Genomic DNA, 24,776 nt, shown 5'->3' on the forward strand with positions numbered 1-24,776 from the left:
GCAGTAGATGATTGTGGCTCCTTCGCACTTGGGTACGATGGTTGCCAACATAAAGGCAGGGACTTAGGCGGGTTAAGGTATCGAAGGAGTTGGGGCTTCCCAGGACTAGGCGGTCTCAAGGAGCAAGCGCAACACCTGATGTAAGGTGTTGCCATGTCTACCCAATACAACCACCTGAGTACCGAGGAGCGCGTCACCATTATGGTGATGCTCTTTCAACGACAGACGCTGCGAGCTATTGCTACTTTACTAGGCCGGCATCCCAGCACCATTAGTCGTGAGATCAGACGCAACTCCCAGCAGCCCAACTACAACGCAATCCAAGCCACAAGCAGAGCTCAACGCCTTCGGCATGTGCCTCGCCGTCAGAAACGTTTATTTCCAGACGCAGAGCTGTTTCAGGTGGTCGTCGAAATGCTCCGCATTGGCTGGTCACCGCAACAAATTGCCAGCAGACTACGCAGCATCTGGCCCGGCCAACCTGAGCGACATGTGAGTCACGAAACTATCTACCTCGCTATCTATGCCTACCCACGCGGAGAGCTAAAGCGTCAGCTGATCAGTTATTTGCGTCAGGCTGACGGCAAACGTCGGAAGCGAACCCAGAGCAATGTGCGTCGGGAACGCTACCCTGCGCAGTTGAGTATTCACCTACGCCCCCCGGAAGTTGCAGACCGTCTGGTCCCAGGGCATTGGGAGAGTGATCTGATCATGGGCGCCAATAATCGCTCTGCGGTTGCCACAATGGTCGAGCGCACTAGTCGTTATGTGATTCTCGCCAAACTCGAAGCGCCCACCGCTGAGGCGGCGGCGCAAGCCATTGTGCGGGAGATGTCGCGGATGGCGCCCTCGCTGCTAAAAACCATGACGCATGATCAAGGCAGCGAAATGGCCCGTCATGGCGAAATCACTGCGCATACTGGAATGAAGATTTATTTCGCCGATCCACACTCGCCTTGGCAGCGTGGTAGCAATGAAAACACGAACGGGTTGTTACGCCAGTATCTCCCCAAGGGCACTGATCTCTCGCTGGTGACGCAGGCGCGACTGGATGAAATAGCCGATTTGCTCAACACCCGCCCCCGCCAGACATTGGGCTGGAAATTTCCAGTCGAGGTGCTGGTGGATTATCTTCAGCTCTGCGCGACCAACAAGCTCGAAACCATTAACTGACCGTTAAGAGAAAGGCCCACCTGAACGCCGACCAGCTACCTGGTGGAGGCGTCTAATGGGTGTTTCTATCGTGTCATTCCAAGCCGCCAAGTCAGCGATGGAGGGGGGTTGTGTATAGCCATTGTTTAAGCGATGGAGGGGGGGTTCTGTATAGCCACTGTTTCAGCGACCGAAAAGCTTGGTCATGACGTAAGCCCTCGGCGTTGGAAATCGTGTTTTGTCAGGCAGGCTAGGCTCGTTCAGGCGCCCATGGATACGATATTTCGAAGACGGGATTGCGTTCAGTTTCGTGATTAGCAAGCTCAAATCATTAACTGACTGTTGCACTTGCTCCTTGAGACCGCCCTACCGTTCAGCGGCATTGGAACTAAATCTGCCCTCGGATCGAGCCTCAAGGGCTTCGGTAATTAAAATTGTACGGTCAGCTTGATGAGCTGGGGCTGGATCAAACTGACTCTTCACCCCGAGACGGGTGACCAGCATAGAACCCTTTGCAACGCCTTCCGAGGCAATAGTAGAGCAGTCCTCCACAGGCGGCAGCGTATGACTCTCTATTGCAGAATGACGTCATACGATCACATACAGCCACCCCCAAGTTTCTTGGGAGTGGATACTCCAGTGCCTAGTAGTTTTTTCAAGTCGAGCGGCACGCTTTTGTAATAAATTGAAGTTGATTATCCGAAATTTAGCTCAAAGATAAATCCTTACAAAAACAAAAATTTAGCGCGACAAGCTTGGATAACCAGAATAAATATTCCACCCCATTAAAACAATATATAGCCAAATACACCAATAAAACAAAAGCAGAAATAAATCATAAACTAAAAAACGCTTTTCACATATATTGCAATCTCGCCTTATGCACATATTGAAATTGTAAAAAAGTTCTCGACGCACTCAATAAAATACGATAGGCTCCAAAAAAATCTTTGATTAAAGTTTGAACATTTTGGAAAATACAGCCACTACCACTCCCAACAAACACACAAAAGCCAAAGTTATAAAAATTGAAAAATTTCAAATACTAAAGCCAACTTACCAAGCACTTACCAGCACTGAACATCAGCTTATAAATCCGGAAATAGAGCTGCACGCAACCAGTGACGATATCTACTATAACTACCCAGTAATCCTTGATAAGGACGGCGAACCGTGGGACATCGCCAACCTATACCTAATTAACAAGTTAAACCATAATCTTACTTACAACCATAGAACTTATGCATCTACCGCCGACCACCTCCTACACTACCGCCGCTTCTTAGACAAAGAAGGCATAGACTATCTTCACTTCCCAAAACTGAAACAATCAAAAGCAACATATCGATACAAAAAACACATTGAAGATGAAATCGACAGCGGCCGAATGACTTTGCAGACAGGTAAAAAAAGAGTTAATGCCGTCTCTAGATTTTACAAGGACGTTATAAATTTCAACCTTATAAACCCTTCACTTCTTACTGAGTCCCCTTACGAAGAGGTTGTGAAATATATAGAAACGACAACAGACTTTGGCATAAAGAAATTCATCAAAGTTTCGTCGACCGATCTGGCCATCAAAGGCTCGAAGCCATTGCCGGATCCTGACTATATCTATGATGACGGGCAAACCAAGCCGCTTACCACCGAAGATCAAATAGCACTGCTGGAGGTACTGAAAGGATACGACAGAGTCTATCAGCTACTGTTCTATTTCGCCCTATTCACTGGCGTCCGTCTGCTAACTGTAGCCACCATTAGAATCAAGGATCTCGACAGGCCACTCGACCACGAGGGAAATATTCGACTTCCCATTGGCGCAGGAACAACCATCGATAACAAAAACAAATCAAGAATGACAATCGTAATCCCCGCTTGGCTTGTTCAAGATCTGAAGGTTTATATAAATTGCGCCGTAGCGACAGCTCGACGAGAACACTCTTTTTATGGGAACAGTGACTACAACTATATTTTCCTATCAAGCAAGGGAACTCCATTCTATACGAGCAAGCTTGAAATGCGTGAACGGCTCACGACTGACCGTAGGAACCAAAACTATGGACTGCCTTACGCGCACGCTGAGGGACAAGCGGTTCGAGAATTCATAAAAACCCTAACTAAAAAGATACGGTGCAAGTATCCAGAATATGAAAATTTTAAATTTCACGACTTGAGGGCAACTTTCGGCATGAACCTGCTTGAAGAGGAACTTGATAAACCGAGCCGTAAAAGCATCACAGCCATATTGGAATATGTTCAGCAACGCATGGGACATCGAAACAAAGAAACCACCTTGCAATATTTGAACTATAGATCAAGGATTGAGTGGAAAAACCATGTGCAAGATAAATTCGAATCCAAGCTGTTTTCCCACGTAGTGCGGAGTCTGGGTGCATGAGTCGTCAGTGCGACACTAATCTAGTGCTGAGAAAATTGACGTTAATTGATCTTTCCGATGTCACCACTACGATCCTAAACCCAGACACTTTAGTATTTCGACATGAGAATAAATCCACGCTCCAACTTAACACTCTGGACGTCTCATCTTTTTGCTACAAAAAAAGGGCTCACAGCCCAAGAGGAAAGATCGGTGACTTGGTAGACCCTGCAAGTCTAGATATTCGTCGATTAAAAATTGCCACGTTTGTCATAGAACACATTCGCGGCCAGAACTTTGAGACAGCCAGGCTCCACAAGCAACGCTTTTCATTGTTCCTTGACTGGGTAGACTCTAACCATAGCGACATTAAGCTTGACGACAAAAGCGACATGAAGCTGGCTTACGTAGGCTATACGGCCTACTTATTGCAAAGGCAAAACTCAGCACCTGCTAATAACGATCGGCTTTCAGCATCCGTTGCAACCAACTATCAGAAAGGAGCCTGCAAACTAATATCACTTGCTACAGGAGAAGATCAACGGGTAATAAAGCAGTGGGCAACCAAGCTGAGAAAAAGCAAGCCTGGCATTGTCAGGGCTGGAATGCGCTCATCGTCAGAGCAGGATATCTGCTTCGCCGCCCATATTAATTTTTTGGATGAAGTTCATCGCGTCATCGTCAACAACGAAAACTTTCCGCTTGTTCTAACGCCACAATTGGGTAACACCTACTATCTTTATGACGAGATTGGGTTTCGAAAACCACACAACCTACGGCTTATGTACACAGCACTCAGGAAACATCCTACGCTCCCGCCTGTAGACATCCTGATTGAGGGCAACGAAGAGCTCAACAGCCTCACAGGTAAACAAAAAAGTGCCACATACGCAATTCTAGAAGGCAAAATCCTTGATTCCAACTCAAACAACCGCAACGCCTATCGAGTAAGAAAACTGGTGGTCATGGCGATTACCGCAGGCTTGATGAGTTTCATTGCGGCTACTAGTGGAAATCTTTCAGTCGTAGCAGGTATAAAACCCGATGATTTCAAACCAATTCCTGGATCAAAGGGAAAACGACTGATAGGCCTAAAAGGTAGAGCCAACGGCAAGTTGATCTCCCCAGAGTTTGGCGCGCAATATAGCAGTACTTACAACAAGATCCTCGCGCTGCGACAATGGCTTTTGGGCACGGAAGACAGCCCTCTACTTTTCCCATTTCTTCGGAGAAGCGGACAGTATGGGCAAGTAAACGCTACTCATATTCAGTCCTATAAAAAACTTTTAAACAAGCTTATGCCCGCCGTGGCTTGGATCAAACCTACGGATTATAGAAAGAACGTAAGCTATCAGTACTTAAAAATGAGTGGTGGTGATACCTTACTCACCGCTCAAAAACTAGGCAATACTGTAGGCACTATTGAAAGTCATTATGGGCGCCCGTCGCTAGAAGATTTCGCTGAAGAGTTCTCGAAATTTTTCGATTCAATGCAAAATGCTGCCATCAAACGAGGTCGCACTCAAGATCGTATCCCAGTGAGAATTCTTGAGGATGACTCCCAGTCAGTCAAGATCCCAGGGGGATCATGTACATCTGCCTTAGCAGTGCCCACCCCCGCTACAGGCTTCACTAGCCTATCCCCTGCACCAGCATGCCGAGAACCAGAATACTGCGTATTCTGTAAATACTACGCCATCCATGCCGACGAAACGGATCTAAAACGCCTGCTGTCAATCAAACTTCTAATAGGGGTTAGCCAATCACATTACGACCCTGACAGATGGACTGAGCAACTCTATCCGCTTCAATATCGAATAGATGAGGTCATCGCAGCGGTGACTGAAAAGATATCGGACATATCACTCGTGAGTAAAATCCAAGATGAAGTTGAGAGTGGTGACCTCGACCCGTTCTGGGCCTCTCATCTCGATACACTTGTATACATGGGTTATGCATCGTGAACATTGAAGAAAAACTTATCCTTACTGCCGCTCAAAAAACGTACGCCCCACAGAACTATGTTCCGGCCGGGTCAAAACTCAGCATCCCGGGAGACTTCATAATCTCTCGCGACATAAATGGCGAACCGCTAAGCTTATACGATCACGATGTCTGGAGAATGGGAGCATACTCTTCAGCCAATATCTCATTTAACTTCTGCTCATGGCACAAAGGGAAACCAACGCCGCTATATGAAGCTATTGCAAGCGAGATGAAAAAAACTCAATTCTCGCGCCTTTATCTTTTCCCCAAGCCTAGAAAAGTTCAGAGCGTTAGGATGCATGCACTACGCTCACTAGCAGTATTAGCACTCACTAACGGGATCACCTTAAAAGAACTACTGTCAAACCCAAAATCTGAAGCAAAAATTCTGAGGGCCATTTCTTCGCTATCCAAAAAAAACACCGCTGATGAGATTGTCAGACTGCTTGTAGACATCCACACAATCAGTAAAATTTCGCCGCATTCAGATCTTACGATTTGGGATGGTCTTCCTATGCGAGCGAATAGCATCGTTACAGCCACCTTTGGTGAGGGTGACCGTAGAGAGCAGACATGGTTGATCCCTTCTCGAATCTACGCTGCGATGATCACTGAGCTCGCCAAAAACCTTGATGATTTTAATTCAATAAGCAAATCAATCACTGAGTTTTACCGCCGGCGTAAAAACGAGCCCGATTATGGATACGCTCTTAGCAATACGCCAAAAGATAAAAGCGCTCCTGATTGGGAAACTGCAATTGTCAGCTTGGGAATTCATGCACCTCTCTCGAACATGGGAATCACCAGCGTGAAACAATTGAACGCTTACCTTAACGAGGTGATGGCTGTCGCCAAATATTGGATTCACATATTTTCAGGAATGCGAGATGGCGAAGTCAACAAATTGCCATCCAATGCGTTGCAATCAATACGAATTAACGGCAAAGAAATCCCGGTTATTATTGGGTTTACCTACAAAGGCTCTAGCGAGAGTTTCACCCCCACGACTTGGATTACGTCGAGCGCAGCCGAGAAAGCTTTCAGTGCCGCAATCGCTGTAGGAAACATTGCTCGAATTAAAAATGATTACCCCCAACTGGATAGCTCTGAATATCCACTGTTTCCGATGGTGTCGCACACTAAAACCGAAACGCGACCGTTCCACTTCAAAGTACCTTTGAGAACTTCATTCAAGATACCAACCGTACTGAATAAAAATCCTTTGTTCAGAATCACAGAAGAAGATATTCGAGAGCTTGAAATTTTTGATGGATTTACTGATTGGAGGAGCGTCCCAAGCCTTAGCATTGGCACGTCATGGCCACTGAAAACTCATCAATGCCGCAGGTCTCTGGCGGTGTATGGAGCACGCTCGGGGGAGATCTCATTGGGCTCCATGTCCCTTCAGTACAAGCACCTTACAGAGAACATGGGCTCCTACTACCGACATGGGAGTATCTTCGCTGTCAACTTCATAAACGATACTGATCAGATGCTGTTTATTGATGACTTCGAAACAAACATAAAGCTAAGTCAGTACGAGCTTTACGAGGCCAACGTGATTAACTCCACCTCCAGTTTGTGGGGAGGAGAGGGCAGCCGTATCAAGGCCGCAGCGGACAGGGGCGCGCCATTGATCATTACAACCGATAGAGAGGGCGGTTGCAGAAGCTGAGTGCAACACGGTTATTGATTTGAAGCTGGAGCATGATGCCGCATAGCCATGGCTTCCTGCATCACCTCGCCCATGACTTCGATCGGGCACTTGAAATCGAAGCGTTTACGGGGGCGCATATTCAGCTCCAAGGCGATGGCATTCAATTGCTCTTGACTGTGTACCGACAAGTCAGTCCCCTTGGGCAGGTACTGGCGGATCAGGCCGTTGATGTTTTCGTTGCTACCGCGCTGCCAGGGGCTGTGCGGGTCGCAGAAGTAAATAGCGACCCCTGTCTGCTGGGTGATTTCAGCATGCCGCGCCATCTCCCGGCCCTGGTCGTAGGTCATGCTCTTGCGCATCGCCAGCGGCATGCTGTTGAGCGCTGCACTGAAGCCCTCCATCGCCGAGGTCGCCGTTGCGTCGTTCATCTTCATCAGCATCAGGTAGCCACTGGTGCGCTCCACCAACGTGCCTACCGACGAGGCGTTGGCCTTACCCTTGATCAGGTCGCCCTCCCAATGCCCCGGCATCAGCCGGTCTTCGATCTCTGGCGGGCGAACATGAATGCTGACCATCTCAGGGATCTGGCCGCGCCGATCCACGCCACCAGAGCGCGGCCGGCGCGTCGTCTTGCCTTGGCGCAGGCAGACGATCAGCTCCTTGCGCAACTCGCCGACCGGCAAGGCATAGATCGCGTTATAGATCGTCTCACGACAGACGTAGGCATCTCTGAGGTTGGGTATGGTCATGCTGCGCAGCTTGCCGGCAATCTGCTCGGGAGACAAACGCTTACGCAGCATGTGGGCCACCAGTTCGAAGCGCTCGCTGCCCGGCACAAGCTTGCGCTTGGGGCGACAAACCTGGCGCCGAATGTTCATCTGTTGCTGGGCGCAGCGGGCCGAGTAAGCACCACTACTGCCTCGATTGCGCTTCAGCTCTCGGCTGATGGTCGAGGGCGACCTGTCAATCAGGCGAGCAATGCCGCGCAGGCTGAAGCCTTGAGCTTGACTGAGTTGAATGATGGCGCGCTCTTCGACGCTGAGTTCGGAATAGGACATAGGGGCAGCACCGTACCGGAAAGGTCAGGTGTTGCACTCAGTTTTCGCGGCCGCCGAGCTAACTAAAAATATGTTCGAAAATGGCGAGATGGTTTATAAGCAAGGGCCATTGGGTGGATGCACTAACCTAAATAAATGCGAACTTATCAAGTTTACCAACCTGATCCCATGCACTGGCTGTAGCTATTCCATCCTGGACGCTGAAACCATGCCCAAGGTAAACAAAGCCATCAAGAACCTTAAGCAATCCATAGCGTTCCTCCCTGAAAACAGCCCATACCGCCTACAAGTGCTAATGGAGACTCAAAGCATCATCACCGCTGTTAATAAAGCGGGATACGCCGACCTGCTGGAGATAAAAATTGAGTAACAACAGCCATTACATCGAAGCAATTGATCAGCTGGTGCTTGAACGAGCTGAGATCAATCTCGACACAGTAGCACTTCGGGCTGGGAGGAAACGCGGCTCAATCAAACGGGGCAGACTAAGCCAAGCTTCATTGGTTAAGTTGATCGATGATACTGCTGCGCAACAACGCCAATCCCCGGCAGCACCATTGGTCAAACCCAAGAAGCAGGCCGCCAAAACCAAATCAAAAAAATCCGATGACTCAATCGTAGCGAAAAGCGAAATCTATCAGAAAGCACTTCAGAAGATGGTTTCCATTCAGTTCGAAAATCACCGTTTGAGAATGATGGTGGCTAAATTAGAAACCCAAACAACAGACTAGGGGACATGCACCGGGGCAGAATTTGGTTTTCTGCCCAGTGCTTCAGACCAGTCAACTTCGATGACTTAATCGATACGCCGATATCTAATTATCAAGATGGCTGGTGGTATCCGATAAGCACTTGGACGAGTTTTCACTCGTCCATGACCATGTTCTGGAACGTCCATTCCTAAGGATGTGTATGATGATTCAATTACAACGATCCAGGCGCGGGCCAAGGACAACAAGGATGCTCAGCATTGACTCTCCCCGATTGCTGCTTCCCCAGTCCCCCACCACAGCAACAGGTTAAAACAAACGCGCACTCACATACATCACGAGAGCCCAAAATGAATTACGTTGAGCTGATCCAACGCCAAGCCGAGCTCGTATTTGGCAACAAAACCAAAGCAAAAGCCAACAATCTACTAATGCCGCTCACTCAACAACTTCATACTTAATGCCACCGATGGTATCTACTTCTTTTTTCAATGCACGCGCATTGTGCATCCAGAGCATATCTAGCTCTGTTGCTACCTCCTCAAATGCCTCCGCCGCCTCAATTGAAGAATGCGAGAGAATCGTTTTGTTACTTTCCGGAACTGGTAACAGCCTTTCAAAATAACCCTCGTCTACCACATGCTCCTTCGAAACCCTCTGGGGCTTAGCATGGGCCAACGCGTTACGGAAGGTTTTCATCTTATTCAGGGTCTGCCAAGGCTCCTTGGAAAAGTCTACGGTGAGGCCCAGAAACTCAGAGATCATTGTGATTTTACCGATAAAGGTAGTCGATTCGAAATGATCCCAATGCGGGAAAAGCTGCCGGCCGTAAATATTACATAGAGCCTCAATTCTGAAGACCGAAAAAGCCATCGAGGGAACGATCCATCTGAATCGATGACCATCTTGCTCCCTCTTTGCCTGCGCAAGTTGATTCAGCGCAATTGATCCGAGGTAGCCGTGCTCAAAAATCTCTCGGGTGACTTTGACTTTTATTTTCTTCTTCTCTGGATCGGCCATACCAATGAATCTCCCTCGTCGCGGTAGAGTTATGCTCGCTTTTACGCAGGATGTCATGATAGCAAAAAGCAATCATCACTTCACAACCCATGCACAGAACCACTCTCAACTCATCGCATCAAGCGCCCCCATCACATCGGCTCGAAGTAATTGAGCACCGCGTTACGCTAGCGATTGCAGGTCATAGAAGAAATACCAAGGACGGGGGGGGCGAATGGCTCCCCCCTTAAAAGCTCGTTCAACCACCCCCTCAACCCAGCGCAAGAATGGGGAGTAAAGCTCTGAAGCCACTAAACCGCTGGCGAAATCGTATTCACTACATACAATTAGGCGTAATCCAAGGACTGGAGGAATGCCATAAATCTCTATGCACACAAACTCTGGCCAGCATTCAGAGAACAGCTCACCCTCGATGATGGGAGATGTGTAGAGTGCGTGCGATCAAGGGACGATGATGTTGTCCTGCAGGTTCACCATAAACGCTACATCAACACCCGCAACCCAGGGAATACGAAACGTTCGATTACGAAACGTTGTCGAGGTTGCCATGCAAGACACCATGCCTAAATACGACCGGATACAGGCTAGGAGTACGTCGGCGAAGAAGACCTAGGCGACCTGACTGTCAACTGCGAACTTTGCGACAACGCCATTCGCTACGTGCACTACATACAACATGAGCACTTGGAGCAGATGGGGGGTGGAATGCATTGCTACGACAACCTCACAGCGCCTTACGAGCGCCGGCCGGTGACCTGAGGCAAATCGACTGATCGAGGTGATTCACTGGGTTCACCCACTGCCGGTGAGCAATGCCTCGGCGAACAGACTCGTCAGATCCGGCGGGTAAATATCCTCGTCACACCTCGACAGTTCGGTTTGCGACCACCACCTCACTTCACACACGACGCTGCGCTCCTGATCACTCCATGCGGCAGAAGAGCACTTCTCGGCGCCGGCATACACCACGAAGTAGTTCTCGATCGCGAGCACAGGCTCCCCATCGGGCATTTGCCATAGGAACTCTCTGCGTGCGATGCATGGGCCAACGGATTGGACATCAACACCGGTCTCTTCCTGGAGCTCGCGCACTGCCGCCTCCTCAAAAGACTCATCCCGTCTGAGTTGTCCGCCAGGTGTCGCCCAGTAGCTCATCCCCGCCAAAGCACCGGTCTTGTAATTGATCTTGAAAAGCAGCAGTCGATGATCCGGGCTGATCAACAATATGCGAGAGGCTAAACGGCGTCGCGGCATGAGTCCCCCGATTGATGAGCACTAACCAATGACCTCCAAGACCTCACTACCCCGCATTCGCCGAACTTCCACCACATACTCAGCAATGTTGGGGACGGAGTAATCAACAACCAACTCGACCACCGTTTTGATCGGTTTGCCTGAACGCCTCACAGGATAATCCGGAATTCTACGGAAGATCTCTGTATCGCGACGATGCGGCATAGGCCAGGTATTGCCCGAGTTCATATGGCACAGCCAAATGGCTTCGGCATATGCCGGAATGAAAGTCGCCGAATCCAGCGTCAGAACATCGTGTTCGAGCCTGCGGTAATCGCGAGCGCCGAGCAGACGATGCAGCCTTTGTTCCTCGGCCCAAAAGAAGACCTTGTGGTTGATCAACTCATACCACTGTCGTGGTGTTGTGCCATGCGTGAGGGCCTGTATCAATCTGCCCTCAGGCATGGGCTTCTGATCACGAAGCACAATGTTGGAAGGGTGCCCTGCCCTCACATCCATTTTCTGATTGCGGTGCTCGCTCTCGAACCGGGCGCGGTCGCCCCCTTCGATGGCGAGATGATCAAGGACTGCCGTTGCGCTCATCAGCCCATGGGTACGAATACTATCCCAAGCTCCGTGCTCAGCCATATGGTAAACCCGAGGGTAAAGCTCGATCAGCTTGTTCAGATCCATCTGTTATCTCCTGCCAGAGCGTGCCGTCCAGTTGCGCCGATCGATCAGCGAACGTAAATCGCTGGGATCCGGGTCTCTGGTAAAGCGAGTGTTAATCAGCGAGACAGGCGCTTGAGACACCCGCTCAAGTTCCTCCACGAATTTGATCGTGTCAGAATCAAGCTGTTCGAACCGACGAGCATTACGATTCGTCGACTGGAGGTAATCTGCAAAAGTCAGGACGATGTCGGTCGGGGCATTCAGCGCGCAGGCCTTGCGAAACTGATCCCATTCAAACCAGCCAACTTTACGGTCACGGTGAGTGGTGGAGGTTTTCTCGGCAGCGTTCAAAGCGTCCGCTTCGAGATCTGCAAACTTTGCAATCTCGTCGAAAGTCGTCGGATGCTTGAGCAGCCCGGAAGTGTGTCCCTGATCCCCATCCGGATCGCCAACGCGGATAGGCATAGGTCGAATTACCATAAGGATCTTGCGGATCCTGCTGGGTGATATCCCCGCTTCAGCGAGGCATCCTGCAACATTCGTGTCCCTGGACGTCACATGGGGATAGTCACCGTGGAAAATACTCAGCCCGCTCCCCTGGGTTCCTTCCAGCAGAATGGAGTTACCGTTGCGGTAGGCCTCCTCCAGTCTGTCTGATGTGCATCCGTGATATTTTCCTGGAATCCCCACGTAAGGGCGAAGCTCATCAACATCCCGCGCGAGCCTTATCGCTTTACCTCTACTCATAATACGCCGCGCAGCCGCTGCCCCACTTCCGCTTCCAGTAGAGGCGATGGTTGACACCAGATGCCCCTCCTTCTCCGTCTCGATGTCTTCATCTTCAATAATGGTTGCTTGAGGATCGATGAACAACCGGTCTGCGCCGATACCGCAAGCTTCAATCTCCTTAAAAAGCCCCGGCAACCTGATAGTCATGCCAGGGCCAAGAAGTAGCCGTGCAGTAACTTCACGCGACCCTGAGGGAAGATGATGATAGGTAAACGTACCGACGGCACTCGCCACGGTGTGTCCAGCGTTGGGGCCGCCGACGCGAACCATGACATCGTACTCGCGGGCCAGGTAAGCGACGATATTGCCTTTGCCCTCGCTTCCGTACTGTCCGCCAATGAGAACATCCACACATCGAATTTCAGGCGGTGTGAAGAGGTGCAAGCGAGCGGCGACCCGCACCAATGTGTCCTCGGAATCTGAGCGTTCGGTGTAGATGCGAACGTCTGCATCCTGCTTGAGCGCTTCGATCTCACCCGGATCCTTGAGCTGATTTACGTCCTCATAGGCTGGAGGGCTGGTTTGCCCTTCAACACGCTTCGCGTAACGCCCCTGAAGCGTGGGATCGCTAGCGTAGAGGTGCACATGTACCAGGTTGGCACCGAAAGCCTGTCGAAACTGCAGCACCTCGGCCAGCGTATCCAGGTGATCGACGACTAATGGTCGGTCATCGTTCTCACTTGCGCACATCGCCTGGGTTTCCAGAAGCATCCACTGCTCATGCGCTGCCGTATCCAAATCACGTCGCCGATCAAGAATGTCCGGCTGATCCACTCGAAGGCGCCACTCGGCATCTTCAATGGCTCGACGATCACAAACCACGGCGAAGCCAAACTGCTTTTCCAACAGACTGGCTAATCCACTCTTGCCGCTACAGGTCTTGCCACTGATCACTACAATCTGCCGAGTTTCCATGCGCTACTTCTCCCAGATGCCCATTATCTGATCTGCAATTTCCCATGAGGTGTGCTGTTGAGTGTCTAGAACTTTGTCCGCAAAACCTGCAAGCGACCGAGCGCTCTGCTCGTTAGGGTGCTGTACGCTCACTTGATACTCATCAAGAAGACTTGCGCCACGTGCAGCGTATCTCTGCTCCAGAACAGACTCTGGCGCGACGATGTGCACGTGCCTCACCACATCCCCGAAACGGAGCTTGAACAACTCCACTTGCCGTGGTTTTCGGACTGCATCCAGGAGCCAGTTATCAACATTTGGTCGGGCTTCGATGGCCGGACTTGCGACAGACTCTATGAGCCAGGAAAAGTCAGTTGCCCTGTCGAGGGAGTCACCGAGTTCTTGGAGGCTATGACGATCAAGTGGCTCATTCCGGGAAGCCAACTGAACCCGCAGAAAGGAGCCACTACTGATCGGAACAAACCCATGGCGTTCTTGCAGCGAGGCTGAAACTGACGTCTTGCCACTGGCCATCGGGCCGCTCAAAAGAAGTAGTCGCTTCATGTGATGACAATCCCTGTCTTGCGAATTCAATTTCACGCTAAAGCGTAGCTGGCCCGGCTACGTTGATATGCTTTTTTTCCACACAGACCAGGTCATAGCCCATCCGGTGAATTCACGCATCTGGAAAACAATCCTTTGTCACCCCAGGCTCAGCTTTTTCATCGCTAACAATGGGGTTATATCTCAGTAATTGCTCCTGCATCACTTCAACTTCAGAATCGCTATAGTTGCTGGAGCCGGGATGTAGCGGGCAAGAGCACACGACTCCCCAAGTCCATAGGTATCTCGGTGATGCCCAGACGAATGCGATTTTGGGTGTAGTTATGATTTAGAAACTTTGCCTTCAACCAATTCTGTTGCGCCGGCTTGCTCTTCTTACGCTTCGAAGGAAAGGCTGCCTCGATTGAGGGCACCACGAGCTCAAAAATGTCTCCTCTAACCAACTCCTGCTTGGTTAAAAAACCGGATGCAGTGTAAAGGAGTTGCTCAATCTGTTGCTTGCCGAGCGATCGCGTTAGGAATTTGCACTGAAGGTATCGAGTGGCGGTCTCGCGAGTAGCGATCAGGTCGATACCTTGATCAGACCAGCCAAGCGAAAGCCCCCTATAGTCGATTTCCCAACCCTCGCGCTCCAGCTCCAGACCAACCCAACGCTCGTAGACGATGCCCCAGTCGGACGCGGCGATCGTCTCAGGTGCGATTTGATCGATTACGGCACCAATCTCATCGGTGATTGCAACTCCTGTCGCGAAGCTGACAGACAAACGTCCAGCCCTCAGTCTTTTGGTCAGTCCCTGCATCGACTACCCTCATCTACGATTACGATTCAGCTCAAACTCAATCCCTGCATATCCCCTAGGAGAGTGAGCGGTTCCAAGAAACCTGTGGCCGCAATACGGAACCTAGAAGCTAACGGTGTGCACACTATTCAAGTTCAATTTGGGGGCCATAAGTCATAATGTCCGCTAGCCGAAGCGCCTTCCTTGCTGCGGTTTTTGCGGCAGCCAAATCGCCGTTTCGCAGGATATCGATTAGCATCTGCCGGTCTTCGATCTCTGTGGAGGCTTCAGCGAGGCGTTTAGACCAGTATAAGCGGGCAACGCCTGAACCAATTTCAAGCACAGCTCCAAATGCCTGACCAGGATTGACTTCACGCTCCCATACCCGCATCAAAGCCGTAATTGCCTGCTCCTCAGGTTCCCGCTCAGTTCCCTCAGAACGTTCTATTGCCGCAGGGAGATCATTGCGAGCTTGATCAGCCTGCCGGAATTGGGCGATTGTGAAAATCGTCAATTCAGCGTCAGGGCGTAACGGGCGCTCGCGCCTCCTTGCCTCAAGAGCATCGATTGCAGCCAAGGTTTTCTGCTTGAAGTGTTCTTGGGTTGACACCCGAGCGGCTTGGCGCAATTGTCCAATCAGACGGCCGATATCGTCGACCAAAGAAACGAGGAACCAGTAAGGGCGCTCAGTTCCCTGTTGAATCAAAGCTGTAGCTACGAAAGGCCATACCTCCTGTACGGTGAGATTTGGTCGTCCCAGAATATGAGGTATTTGTTCGGGGCCAAGAAGGCACAAATCAAGGAGAAAGGATTCCGGGGGTAGATCCAATCTACCTTCATTTAACCGACCATTTGCAATTCCAACATCTGCCGCGAATTGGTCTGGAATGTCGGCGAAGGCTCGACGCAAATGTTGTGGGGCAATTGCTAGAGCGTTGGGATCATTCGGCCGCACCACAACATTAAGACCCTGGCCTCCGGGATTGATGCGTTGAAATCTAATGGGAGCGGCATTTTGCAGCGTCCCTAGTAGCAACGCGATGTCTGCGGGTGTCGGCGAGACAACCGATCGGTCAAATGCATCAAGCCATTCTGGTGCTTCAGGGGGAACCTCGGGAAGTACCAGAAAAAGAGACCTCAAAGCAGTCACACGCTCTGCGGGGGCCTGAGCGTGTTGGAATTTTTGTATGAGATCGTCTACGAGTACATTCTGATCAATTACATCTTCCAATGGTGTGGGGAGACGATCCAGATAAGGTCGAACGCGTGTAGAACTCGCAAGAAGCACCAGGAAATCGTGAACCCTGAGCGCTTGCAGCAGTGTTACGGCTCGGGATACTCCCAACCCGGCATGAAGCCCTGCTGCCCTTTGTGTGAATAGGAGTGAAAATCCCTGGGTTGCTTCATTTACCAGTCCTCTATGCGCCACTGCGTCTTGGACGCCAGCTGTTACGAACGAGGCTGCAGGCACAGGGGCTCGAAGAAGGTCTCGCACATCAGCCAGAATTTGCCGTGCACTTTTGAACTGAGTCGGGGAAAGCATCATCGCTTGTTCCCCCCGAACTTGAACAATAATTGCGGCCAAAGCCTGTTCCGCTGCAGCTCCAACAAGACCAATAGCTGGCGAATATCGGGCGCTTTCCACTCGAAGCTCTCCGCGACTGGGTGTACCGAGGCACACTAGGGCCAAGGCGAGTGATTCCTGACTCGCTTCTAGTAGGCGCACCGCGTTGTTACTTAGCAGTCTGGGCATCGCTTTATCCTGGCAGCCATCAGTCCTGAAGAGCAGTGTCGACCGGCCTAAGCATTGCAGCAAGTTGCCAATGAATTTTTACCACAAGCTTTGGGTTATTCAGACTTTTTACTGAATCAGTCCAACGACTTTTCAAGAGCATGCTAAACGGACAGTAAGCAGATCGGACACGGCACTCAATCAACTGCCGCAGGCAATGTTGAAATAGTAAAAAACCACTGGCCACCTCACCTCTGACTAGCTTTAATGCCACCAACGCCTGAACCTTGCGAGAGCCAGCGATGAATTATGTAGAGCTGATCCGACGCCAAGCCGAACAGGCTTTTGGCAGCAAAGTAAAAGCCGACAACTGGCTGACCCAACCGAAAACCGCTTTCGGAGGTAGCACACCATTGGAACTCGCCAACGCTGAAGCGGGATACGAACTCGTAAAAGCTGAACTCGAAAGACTCTACCAAGGATTCGCCTGCTGACGTCCTCTCCTCTAAAGCCCCAGACTCAACATGATTTTTTTGATCTCAACAGAAACGATGCCGAAGCCTTGTTCAGGCCGAGAAGAACTTGACGTCGTGTCCGAGATTAGTTGACCACTACACAGAGCCCCTCTCAAGGGCCCGCATACCCATAACAGTCAAACGTGAATGTGTTATTGGGTTCAGGCTCATCGACCCACGATGACTTCAAGCCAAACCTCTTCCATTGCTCAGAGCAGCGCAGCCGGCAAAAATACACAGCTCGCTCCCGCTTGATTCAACTCCCCAGTCTCCGTTAACCTACGCTCACAGGCTATGCAGCTCGAAGAGCTTATAGGTGAGCCTGGGTACCCCCTTACCGAATCTCCTTACCCGCTCCAGCATTTTGTGGGTCTCTGCGCCCATGCCTGCTTAGGCTTTACTCGATATTAATGAAGGGGGGAATGGTTAATATCAGAGGACAGCCATGTTAGACCAACATCAATTCAACCCCCTCGTCCGCGCGATTCAGCTGTACCTGAAGCGCGAGTACCCGTATATCGAAGTGAAGCTCAGCAAAGTCCGAGAGATTCTCGCGCGAGCTATGTCCGGCCTGCCCAGCGATCGGTTTGTCGAAATACTTGAGCACATGCCCCTACCTGTTGATAGCGTAACGTTTCAATCCATCGCTCCAGCAATCAAGTCCGCTTTTGGCGTCGAACTACCCACGGAGTTTTGGCGTTGGCCGCTGCCAGATTCGTTCAGGCTGGAACCGTCAGAGCGCACCTATATCTGGCAGCTCGTGTTTAAAGACGCACTCAGCAAGCACGACATTGACGGTATGTGGCGCGACTCGTTTTTCGACTTAGAGCCTTTTATAAAACCTCTCGGCGACGGATGCTGGGGGGTTTGCCATCGCTCCCCCGTACCTTTCGCGGTATGTCGGGATGTGTTTGGGCCAGAGTGGGTGACGAAGCGACACGCTGACAACTCGATTGCAGACCACGTCACTGGACGAAAATCAGAAGATCGCTTGTTCCATCTCGGCCTGACAGCCATCTGGAAAAAGGACTATCCGATGGCGTTTGACAGTTTCGAGGAAGCGCGTCGGCTGGGTCATCCGATGGCAACCTTCAATCTTGCTTGGATGCTAAGTGAAGGACTGGGTCGTGATCAGGACTTCCCTCGGGCTTCAAGCATCTACCAGGATGCAGCTAATTTTGGCGTAAAGCTTTCCCACCACAACCTCGGTCGCATGTACCTGGAAGGCGCTAATAACTTCCCCAAAAGCGTTCCTGATGCCATTCGACATTTTGAGCTCGCGGTGAAAGCCGGCGTCGCTGCATCATTCGGCTGCCTTGGGTTGATCTACAGCCGTGGCAATGGCGTTCCGGCTGACCGTGAACGGGCGATCGATTTGCTCATGCGCGCTTTTGAACTCGGTGACATCCATAGCATGACCGAGCTCGCAGTCATCATGGACGCGGATAATGATGGGGTGTCGACATCCCACACCTTTGAAATGTATCGACTGGCTGCGAAGTCTGCGCGTGAACTGGATTTTCCTAATCCAATCTTCCACTTGGCCACCTGCTTCCTGCACGGCAATGGCGTAGAGAAGAACCTGGTGAAAGCCCGTCGCCTGTTCCGGATTGCAGCGAAAGCAGGGGAATCCAGTGCGGCGATGAACCTCGGGCTGATGTATCTGAATGGGGAAGGCACCGCTGCAGATCCACATGAGGCTAGACGCTGGTTTGAGTTGGCTGCTGCTGACGAAAACGCAGATGCAATTAACGCCTTGGGCTCAATTGAGTATAGAGGTCTCTGCGGCTTACCCAATCACCGATTGGCATGGTTTCTCTTTTCGGAGGCTGCCGAGCTTGGCTGCCCCTTAGGGTTAGCTAACCAGGCTCGTTGTTTGGCCTCCGGCTTAGGAACGGAACAAGATATGCAGCTTGCCTGTAAGCTTCTTGAGCATGCCGAAGCGCTAGGCCATCCAACTGCTCGGGAAATGCGCATTCAGTGGGAGGCTCAGTTATGAACTACTTCACTCAAAACACCGACCTCAATAGTTCCGAGGAATCGGGTGAAGACCTCACCTGCATTGAGTGCGGCTGCTATTTCTCAGTAACTGGCTTCGAATTCGTTGACGCCGAGCTCGATGAAGTCGAATGCCGCTGTCCACATTGCCAGCTCAGCCATGACGTGCTCGGGCATCCGTGCGATTACTGCGAAGAGCCCGCTGTCCATTCAGTGGGATCGACCTTCTACTGCGAAGAGCATTTTGAAGATCTGGTGGGCGACTGACCGTTGAGGGATCGCCCAGCCAGCCCGGGACACTTGCTCAGTCCACGCGCGGGGTTAGGTAGCCTTCTGGTAAAGCGCGTCCAATGGCCTCAAGCAATAGACTAGGCACTCCCATCGAGTGCCTATCCTTCCAAGGCCAGACCACATGGTTGGCCGGGACAAACAGTAACCTCAGCCATTCCTCATCGCTGATCCACATTGCTAGTTTCCATGATCGACTCGGCGTGATCGTATCTCTCGCTGCTACCGCTTCAGGCTTCGGGAATGAAAGCCTCGAATTACCTCATTGCCTACCCCTGACCAGAAGCAATACGTAGCCGACGTAAGTCATCTAAAGTCTCGATATTCAGAGATTAAAAAAAATAAAAATGGCTCCTCGGCTAGTGCCATGCGCAGCTGCAGCATTGGTGTACAGTCAGCGGCAGTGGCAATGCCTCTCGGGGCCTGTGCCCACTCACCATGCTCTCTAATGAAGGTACCATCATGGACGATCACTTCACCTACGCTCGGTTCTGGCGCTGCGCCCTGCAGGTCAACCCGTTTTCGTACCATGGTGCATACCGAGGTGCCGATCACCAGTTGGACGAATCCGCCTACAACCAAGCACTGCTTCAGAAATGCTTGGAACTCGATATTAGGGTACTCGGGGTCGCCGACCATGGAAGCGTCGCGGCGGTAGATGCTTTGCGCCAGGCCCTGACCCCTCATGGGATAGTGGTGTTTCCGGGCTTTGAGATTGCGGCGAGTGACAAGACCCATTTCGTCTGCCTGTTCCCCGAAGACACCTCGGTGCAGTCTCTTGAGCGTTACCTGGGAAACCTTGAGCTGCTGGATCCTCAAGAGCGCATTCTTCCCTCTCAGTTGAGCTCCATCAAGCTGATCGACAAGATCGAGCAACTGGGTGGTTTTATCTATGCCGCCCACTGCACGCACGACAGCGGGCTTCTGAAAAATCGACTGAGCCACGTCTGGAAGCACCCTAAGCTCAGGGCAGCCCAGATCCCCTACTCCATCGAGGATCTAGCTGGTGAAGAAAGCGATTTCTACCGTCGCGCGCTCCTGGGCAGGGATGAAGCGTATCGGCGGGAAAAACCCATCGCGGTCATCAACGCAAAAGATGTCGCGAAGCCTGAAGACCTTGAGAAGCCCAATGCAACGTGCCTGATCAAGATGACGCGCCCGACCTTTGCGGCTTTCAAGGTGGCATTTCTCGATCCCGAGTCACGCATACGCCTGAACTCGACTGAGACCAAAAGCCCAATTGGCCGACTGATCAGCATGAGTGTGGCCGGTGGTTACCTTGACGGAGTGCATGTCAATTTTTCTGACCATCTGAACACCGTCATTGGAGGCCGGGGTACTGGCAAGTCGACTCTCCTCGAATGTGTGCGCTTTGCTCTCGATTGCAAGCCAAAAGGAAAACAGGCGCAAAAGCTACACACCGAGATCATCAAGGAAAACATTGGGCTCGAAGGCGGGCGCGTAGAGTTGACCTTAGTTTCGTCGTCACAAAATGGCCGGCGGTACACCATCAGTCGCCGCTTTGGCGAACCGCCAATGGTTAGAGACGAAAACGGCGCAGTTTCCACCATGACGCCTGGCGACGTAATGCCTGGGATCGATATCTATGGTCAAAACGAGATCTATGAGCTCGCTCAGGACGAATCCAGCCGCATACAACTACTCGAACGATTTCTGCCCGAAGAAGGTGATTACAACCACAAGCGAGCTGACGCCCAACGCCGGTTGAAAGCAAACCAGCAAAGCATTTCTGAATCGCTGGGAGACATCGATGATCTAGCGACACAAGTCAATCGCCTCCCCAACTTGGAAGAACAGTTACGCGGATTCGACGATTTGGGCGTAAAGGAAAAGCTGGCCAAGACTTCTTTACTTGTCCGCGAGCGTGAGATAGCCAGGAGCTCCAAAGAAGCGATAAGCAACGTCGAGACAGCAGTACCGACTTTCGGCGAGCACTTTTCAGACCTCTCATTCGTCAGTGACGAAGCGCTTCAGGACGTCCCCGACATCGATGCTCTTGTCGCCATGCGGGGTACGTTGGAAAAACTCACAGCGGACTGTGCCGTCCATCTCCAGGCGATGCAGACACTCGTGGACGCGGCAGTGCAGACGTTCAATGCCCAGCATTACGCCTGGGAGCAACAGGTCAAACAGCACGACGCCGAGCTTGAGAAAGAGCTTCGCGCCCTCCCCAACGCCGCCGGAAAAACAGGTCAGGCGATCGGTGCGGCGTACCAACGAGTTCAAGAAGAGATTGAGCGTATCAAGCCACTGAATACCAAGCTTCCCACCCACCAAGCGCAACTTGAGGAGCTAGAACAGGAGCGCCGAAACGTCTTAGCTGAGCTATCGGATCTGCGGGCCGAGCGTATTGGCGCACTGGTTAAAGCTGCGAAGAAAATGAGCAAGCGGCTCCAAGGCAAGCTCAAGATTGAGATCATTCCGGATGCGGATAGATCCCCTATCGTCCAATTCCTCCTGGCGTGCAAGCTCGACAACATCGGTGAAAAGCGCCTCGGCTGGATTGGCTCCGCTGAATCAATCACACCCATGGCTTTGGTCAAATCCATAAGACAAGGCTCTGCCGTTATCTACCTCGACTGGGCCACACCCCAGATGGTCGCCGATGCGCTTTCCAAACTGCAGCCCTCTCAAATCATGGAGCTTGAGGCTCTGGAGCTGGCACACAGAGTCGACATTTCTTTGAACGTCGCTCATGGTGATGCCGAGCCGGTTTTCAGGCCGTTAAGCAAGCTCTCGACGGGACAGCAATGCACTGCGATCCTTCACATGCTGCTGCTCGACAACCCCGACCCACTTCTCATGGATCAACCTGAAGACAACCTGGACAACGCGTTCATTGCTGAAAGGATCGTGGCCGAATTGAGGGATGCGAAGACCTCTAGGCAGTTCTTATTCGCCACCCATAACGCAAACATCCCGGTTTTCGGTGATGCTGAATGGATTGGGGTCTTCACTGCTGAGGATAAGCGCGGATCGCTGACCTTAGAAGCTCAAGGGTCGATTGATGTGCCAGCGATCCGAGACCAGGTGGCGAAGATCTTGGAAGGTGGCCGGGCCGCCTTCATTCAGCGTAAAGAAAAATACGAGTTCTAGGTAACACTCACCCATCGCAGCAGCGCTGACCAGACGGGAAATCTGAATATCTATGAAAGAAACCTGTCCACGGTTAACAGTTACCAACAATTCAATAGCCACACGAAATATTTTGAGACTATAATCTCGCAATCCGAAACCAGAGCTATCCTCTATGCAAAATACCCGCCCCCCTTCCATTCCAGAATTGCTGATCCAACATGTCCCTCGAAACATCGTGATGGGTGCCGAGGACGCCAGCGAAGCAGGCGCACTCCGGGCTCACCTAGTGACCAAGGATATGGACGACAAACATCGGAAGAATGCGTTGGGCACGATGCGGGCTTTTCATATGAACGAAGCGTTCGACGAAATGCTGCGCGCTGCGGATGCCGTCCACACCCCGCTGAAAGGGAACGGTGTGGTGGTAGGCCAGGCGGGCATCTTCAAGTTCAGTCGTGTGAACATGTCCTCGGCCATGTGGAACAACTGCCGGCGTAGCGCTATCCGCCGCCAGTTGGCCGAAGCAAACCAGTCAATGACTCAATTGATCCAGCCATCGCTGTTTGCTCCGGAACCTATCAACACAGGCACGTTCTTCTTTGTGGCGTGCTTCAGTGGTTCCTTGACGAACCAGCCTGAACGGCCATTGGAAATTCATATCGCTGTGCCGGATTCGCAAATGAAGGGTTGGCTCTTTCGCGAGCCTGTCCAGCGCTTCCTGGCTCGTTACGATGAGGCACCACAGCAACAGATTGACTTGGCGAAGCCGAAGCTCAAAACAGGTCTAATCGAAACAGGACAAAACACAGCACCATGAGTCGCGGAATCACAGGGTTTGAGCCGGGTCGGCTTATCCAAGCACTCGCAGCGCGCGGCCTTTCTCAGGTCGCCCTGGCTAGTATGGTGGGCGTATCGCCCGCCACCATCAGTAAGTGGAAAAGCGGCCAGCAGTCTCCGGAGGCCGAGGCCCTGGTCAGCCTTGCCCAAGTCATAAACGTGACGCCGGAGTGGTTTACTCGCCCCTTGCCCGAGAAATGTTCACTGCCTCTTTTCCGAAGCAACGCATCGGCGCATGCCAATGCCCGGACAATGCTCGAAGCACGCCTCGAATGGTCACAGGACATCGCTCTAGCGCTGAGTGAGTTCGTTGATTTTCCAGACGTGAACTTGCCCAAACGCGCGTTCACAGATCCAGAACAGATCACGAACGCAGACATCGAGGAGGCAGCCGACGAGTGCCGCGAACTCTGGGGGCTTGGCCGGCGTGCCATCCCTGACCTAGCAATGGCGGTCGAAGGCGCTGGTGTGATCTTGGTGCGAGAAGAAACAGGTGTAGCGACAATCGAAGGTCTGTCGGCATGGAGCCAGGTCTTGAATCGACCGCTAGTCCTACTCTCATCGGATAAGCAAAACGGCTTTCGCAGCCGTTTCGACTTGGCCCATGAGCTTGGTCATTTAATCTTGCACAAGGGCATCAATCGATCGACGGATCCCGTCCGGCACAAAATCATGGAAGACCAAGCACACCGGTTCGCAGGTGCTTTTCTGCTTCCGGCAGAGACATTCGCGGCAGAGGTAAAAAGCCCAGTCACGCTGGATAGCCTCTTGCTCATGAAACAACGCTGGGGCGTCTCCGTTGCGGCCATGGTTATGCGCTTGTGGGCTTTGGAAGTTATCGATGATGATACCAAGGGCTTGCTTTTCAAACGTCGCTCAGCCCGATGGGGTGTCAAGGCGGAACCGGGCGATGACGGACGTGCACCAGAGCAAACACGGCTTCTCAAGCGTACCGTCGAACTGTTGGCATCCTCTGGGATCATGCCCGTCGAGGCGGTTTCTGCCTACATCGGCTTGGCTGCAAATGACATTGAGATGCTGACGGGACTGCCTGAAAACTATCTCTCGGGGAAAGCGGCGGTGCTTCATTTAGCCAAGCTTAAAACCATGTTGAGCAGTCCTCCGGCGATCAAGACTAACGATACTGCCGTGGTGTTACCCTTCAAGCGCGGTACCTGATTCTTGCTAGATCCTTTTGACGGACGTCGTCGCTACGACAATGGACTCACCGTCCGAGATTCTGATCTGGTGTCCAATGCGAGGTTGGTCAGGGAGGCGCCAGACTGGGCGCTGGTGAAGACAATGAGGTTTTCCTGAAGCTGATCGCGTACGCCGCTTTCAGCCCTCCCCACCTCTGGCAGCCCGGAATATAGCAAATCTAAAAGCCCCCGCGCTTGCTCTAGCGTTGATACCGCG

General features: G+C 51.7%; 20 protein-coding genes. 12 read left to right on the plus strand and 8 right to left on the minus strand.

The features are described 5' to 3' along the window. Positions 1–153: 153 nt before the first annotated feature. From P2T68_RS27035 to P2T68_RS27050, 4 genes are all read left to right on the plus strand, one after another. Positions 154–1,173, plus strand: coding sequence for an IS30 family transposase (locus P2T68_RS27035; protein ID WP_277378525.1), 1,020 nt, complete (start codon positions 154–156; stop codon positions 1,171–1,173). A gap of 940 nt (positions 1,174–2,113) precedes the next feature. Beyond that, positions 2,114–3,550: a site-specific integrase gene (locus P2T68_RS27040; protein WP_277378526.1), complete on the plus strand. Its 1,437-nt coding sequence runs from the start codon at positions 2,114–2,116 to the stop codon at positions 3,548–3,550. Continuing rightward, a complete protein-coding gene (locus P2T68_RS27045) occupies positions 3,547–5,493 on the plus strand; it encodes a hypothetical protein (RefSeq protein ID WP_277378527.1) in 1,947 nt (648 codons plus the stop codon). Before P2T68_RS27040 ends, P2T68_RS27045 begins: the two co-directional genes overlap by 4 nt. Further along, positions 5,490–7,190 (plus strand): hypothetical protein, encoded by a 1,701-nt coding sequence (locus tag P2T68_RS27050; protein WP_277378528.1) that lies wholly within the window; start codon positions 5,490–5,492, stop codon positions 7,188–7,190. The genes P2T68_RS27045 and P2T68_RS27050 overlap by 4 nt, the downstream gene beginning before the upstream one ends. Positions 7,191–7,201: 11 nt before the next feature. Here P2T68_RS27050 and P2T68_RS27055 read toward each other — a convergent pair whose 3' ends face one another. After that, positions 7,202–8,230, minus strand: a complete 1,029-nt coding sequence (locus P2T68_RS27055; protein WP_019818564.1) for an IS30 family transposase — start codon at positions 8,228–8,230, stop codon at positions 7,202–7,204. A 28-nt stretch (positions 8,231–8,258) separates the two neighbouring features. On the opposite strand from P2T68_RS27055, the gene P2T68_RS27060 reads away from it, so the two are divergent. Together P2T68_RS27060 and P2T68_RS27065 are read left to right on the plus strand one after the other, a co-directional pair. Next, on the plus strand, positions 8,259–8,600 hold the full coding sequence (locus tag P2T68_RS27060; RefSeq protein ID WP_277378529.1) for a hypothetical protein: 342 nt from the start codon (positions 8,259–8,261) through the stop codon (positions 8,598–8,600). Next, positions 8,593–8,961: a hypothetical protein gene (locus P2T68_RS27065; RefSeq protein WP_277378530.1), complete on the plus strand. Its 369-nt coding sequence runs from the start codon at positions 8,593–8,595 to the stop codon at positions 8,959–8,961. The genes P2T68_RS27060 and P2T68_RS27065 overlap by 8 nt, the downstream gene beginning before the upstream one ends. 417 nt (positions 8,962–9,378) lie before the next feature. On the opposite strand, the gene P2T68_RS27070 is transcribed toward P2T68_RS27065, so the two are convergent. From P2T68_RS27070 to P2T68_RS27100, 7 genes are all read right to left on the minus strand, one after another. Beyond that, positions 9,379–9,960 (minus strand): hypothetical protein, encoded by a 582-nt coding sequence (locus P2T68_RS27070; RefSeq protein WP_277378531.1) that lies wholly within the window; start codon positions 9,958–9,960, stop codon positions 9,379–9,381. Between the two features lie 792 nt (positions 9,961–10,752). Then, complete coding sequence (locus P2T68_RS27075) at positions 10,753–11,214, minus strand: NUDIX domain-containing protein (protein WP_277378532.1); 462 nt, start codon at positions 11,212–11,214, stop codon at positions 10,753–10,755. Between the two features lie 21 nt (positions 11,215–11,235). Further along, positions 11,236–11,886 carry a hypothetical protein gene (locus tag P2T68_RS27080; protein WP_277378533.1) on the minus strand — a complete coding sequence of 217 codons (651 nt, stop codon included), beginning with the start codon at positions 11,884–11,886 and terminating at the stop codon, positions 11,236–11,238. 3 nt (positions 11,887–11,889) lie between these two features. Next, positions 11,890–13,569 carry an adenylosuccinate synthetase gene (locus P2T68_RS27085; RefSeq protein WP_277378534.1) on the minus strand — a complete coding sequence of 560 codons (1,680 nt, stop codon included), beginning with the start codon at positions 13,567–13,569 and terminating at the stop codon, positions 11,890–11,892. Between the two features lie 3 nt (positions 13,570–13,572). Then, a complete protein-coding gene (locus tag P2T68_RS27090; RefSeq protein WP_277378535.1) occupies positions 13,573–14,112 on the minus strand; it encodes an AAA family ATPase in 540 nt (179 codons plus the stop codon). A 221-nt stretch (positions 14,113–14,333) separates the two neighbouring features. After that, a complete protein-coding gene (locus P2T68_RS27095) occupies positions 14,334–14,912 on the minus strand; it encodes a hypothetical protein (protein ID WP_277378536.1) in 579 nt (192 codons plus the stop codon). A 124-nt stretch (positions 14,913–15,036) separates the two neighbouring features. Further along, positions 15,037–16,536 (minus strand): hypothetical protein, encoded by a 1,500-nt coding sequence (locus tag P2T68_RS27100; protein WP_277378537.1) that lies wholly within the window; start codon positions 16,534–16,536, stop codon positions 15,037–15,039. Between the two features lie 389 nt (positions 16,537–16,925). On the opposite strand from P2T68_RS27100, the gene P2T68_RS27105 reads away from it, so the two are divergent. The 6 genes from P2T68_RS27105 to P2T68_RS27130 all read left to right on the plus strand — a co-directional run bounded on the left by P2T68_RS27105 (position 16,926) and on the right by P2T68_RS27130 (position 24,539). Then, positions 16,926–17,117 carry an MbcA/ParS/Xre antitoxin family protein gene (locus P2T68_RS27105; RefSeq protein ID WP_277378538.1) on the plus strand — a complete coding sequence of 64 codons (192 nt, stop codon included), beginning with the start codon at positions 16,926–16,928 and terminating at the stop codon, positions 17,115–17,117. A 466-nt stretch (positions 17,118–17,583) separates the two neighbouring features. After that, positions 17,584–19,137, plus strand: coding sequence for a tetratricopeptide repeat protein (locus P2T68_RS27110; protein WP_277378539.1), 1,554 nt, complete (start codon positions 17,584–17,586; stop codon positions 19,135–19,137). Beyond that, positions 19,134–19,403, plus strand: a complete 270-nt coding sequence (locus tag P2T68_RS27115; protein ID WP_277378540.1) for a hypothetical protein — start codon at positions 19,134–19,136, stop codon at positions 19,401–19,403. Before P2T68_RS27110 ends, P2T68_RS27115 begins: the two co-directional genes overlap by 4 nt. Positions 19,404–19,886: 483 nt before the next feature. Beyond that, positions 19,887–22,541, plus strand: coding sequence for a TrlF family AAA-like ATPase (locus P2T68_RS27120; protein ID WP_277378541.1), 2,655 nt, complete (start codon positions 19,887–19,889; stop codon positions 22,539–22,541). 154 nt (positions 22,542–22,695) lie between these two features. Beyond that, a complete protein-coding gene (locus P2T68_RS27125) occupies positions 22,696–23,340 on the plus strand; it encodes a hypothetical protein (RefSeq protein ID WP_277378542.1) in 645 nt (214 codons plus the stop codon). Next, on the plus strand, positions 23,337–24,539 hold the full coding sequence (locus P2T68_RS27130; RefSeq protein WP_277378543.1) for an XRE family transcriptional regulator: 1,203 nt from the start codon (positions 23,337–23,339) through the stop codon (positions 24,537–24,539). The genes P2T68_RS27125 and P2T68_RS27130 overlap by 4 nt, the downstream gene beginning before the upstream one ends. Positions 24,540–24,776 lie beyond the last annotated feature (237 nt).

Origin of the sequence: Pseudomonas sp. G11 (genome assembly GCF_029457515.1) — a bacterium.
GTDB lineage: Bacteria > Pseudomonadota > Gammaproteobacteria > Pseudomonadales > Pseudomonadaceae > Aquipseudomonas > Aquipseudomonas gorinensis.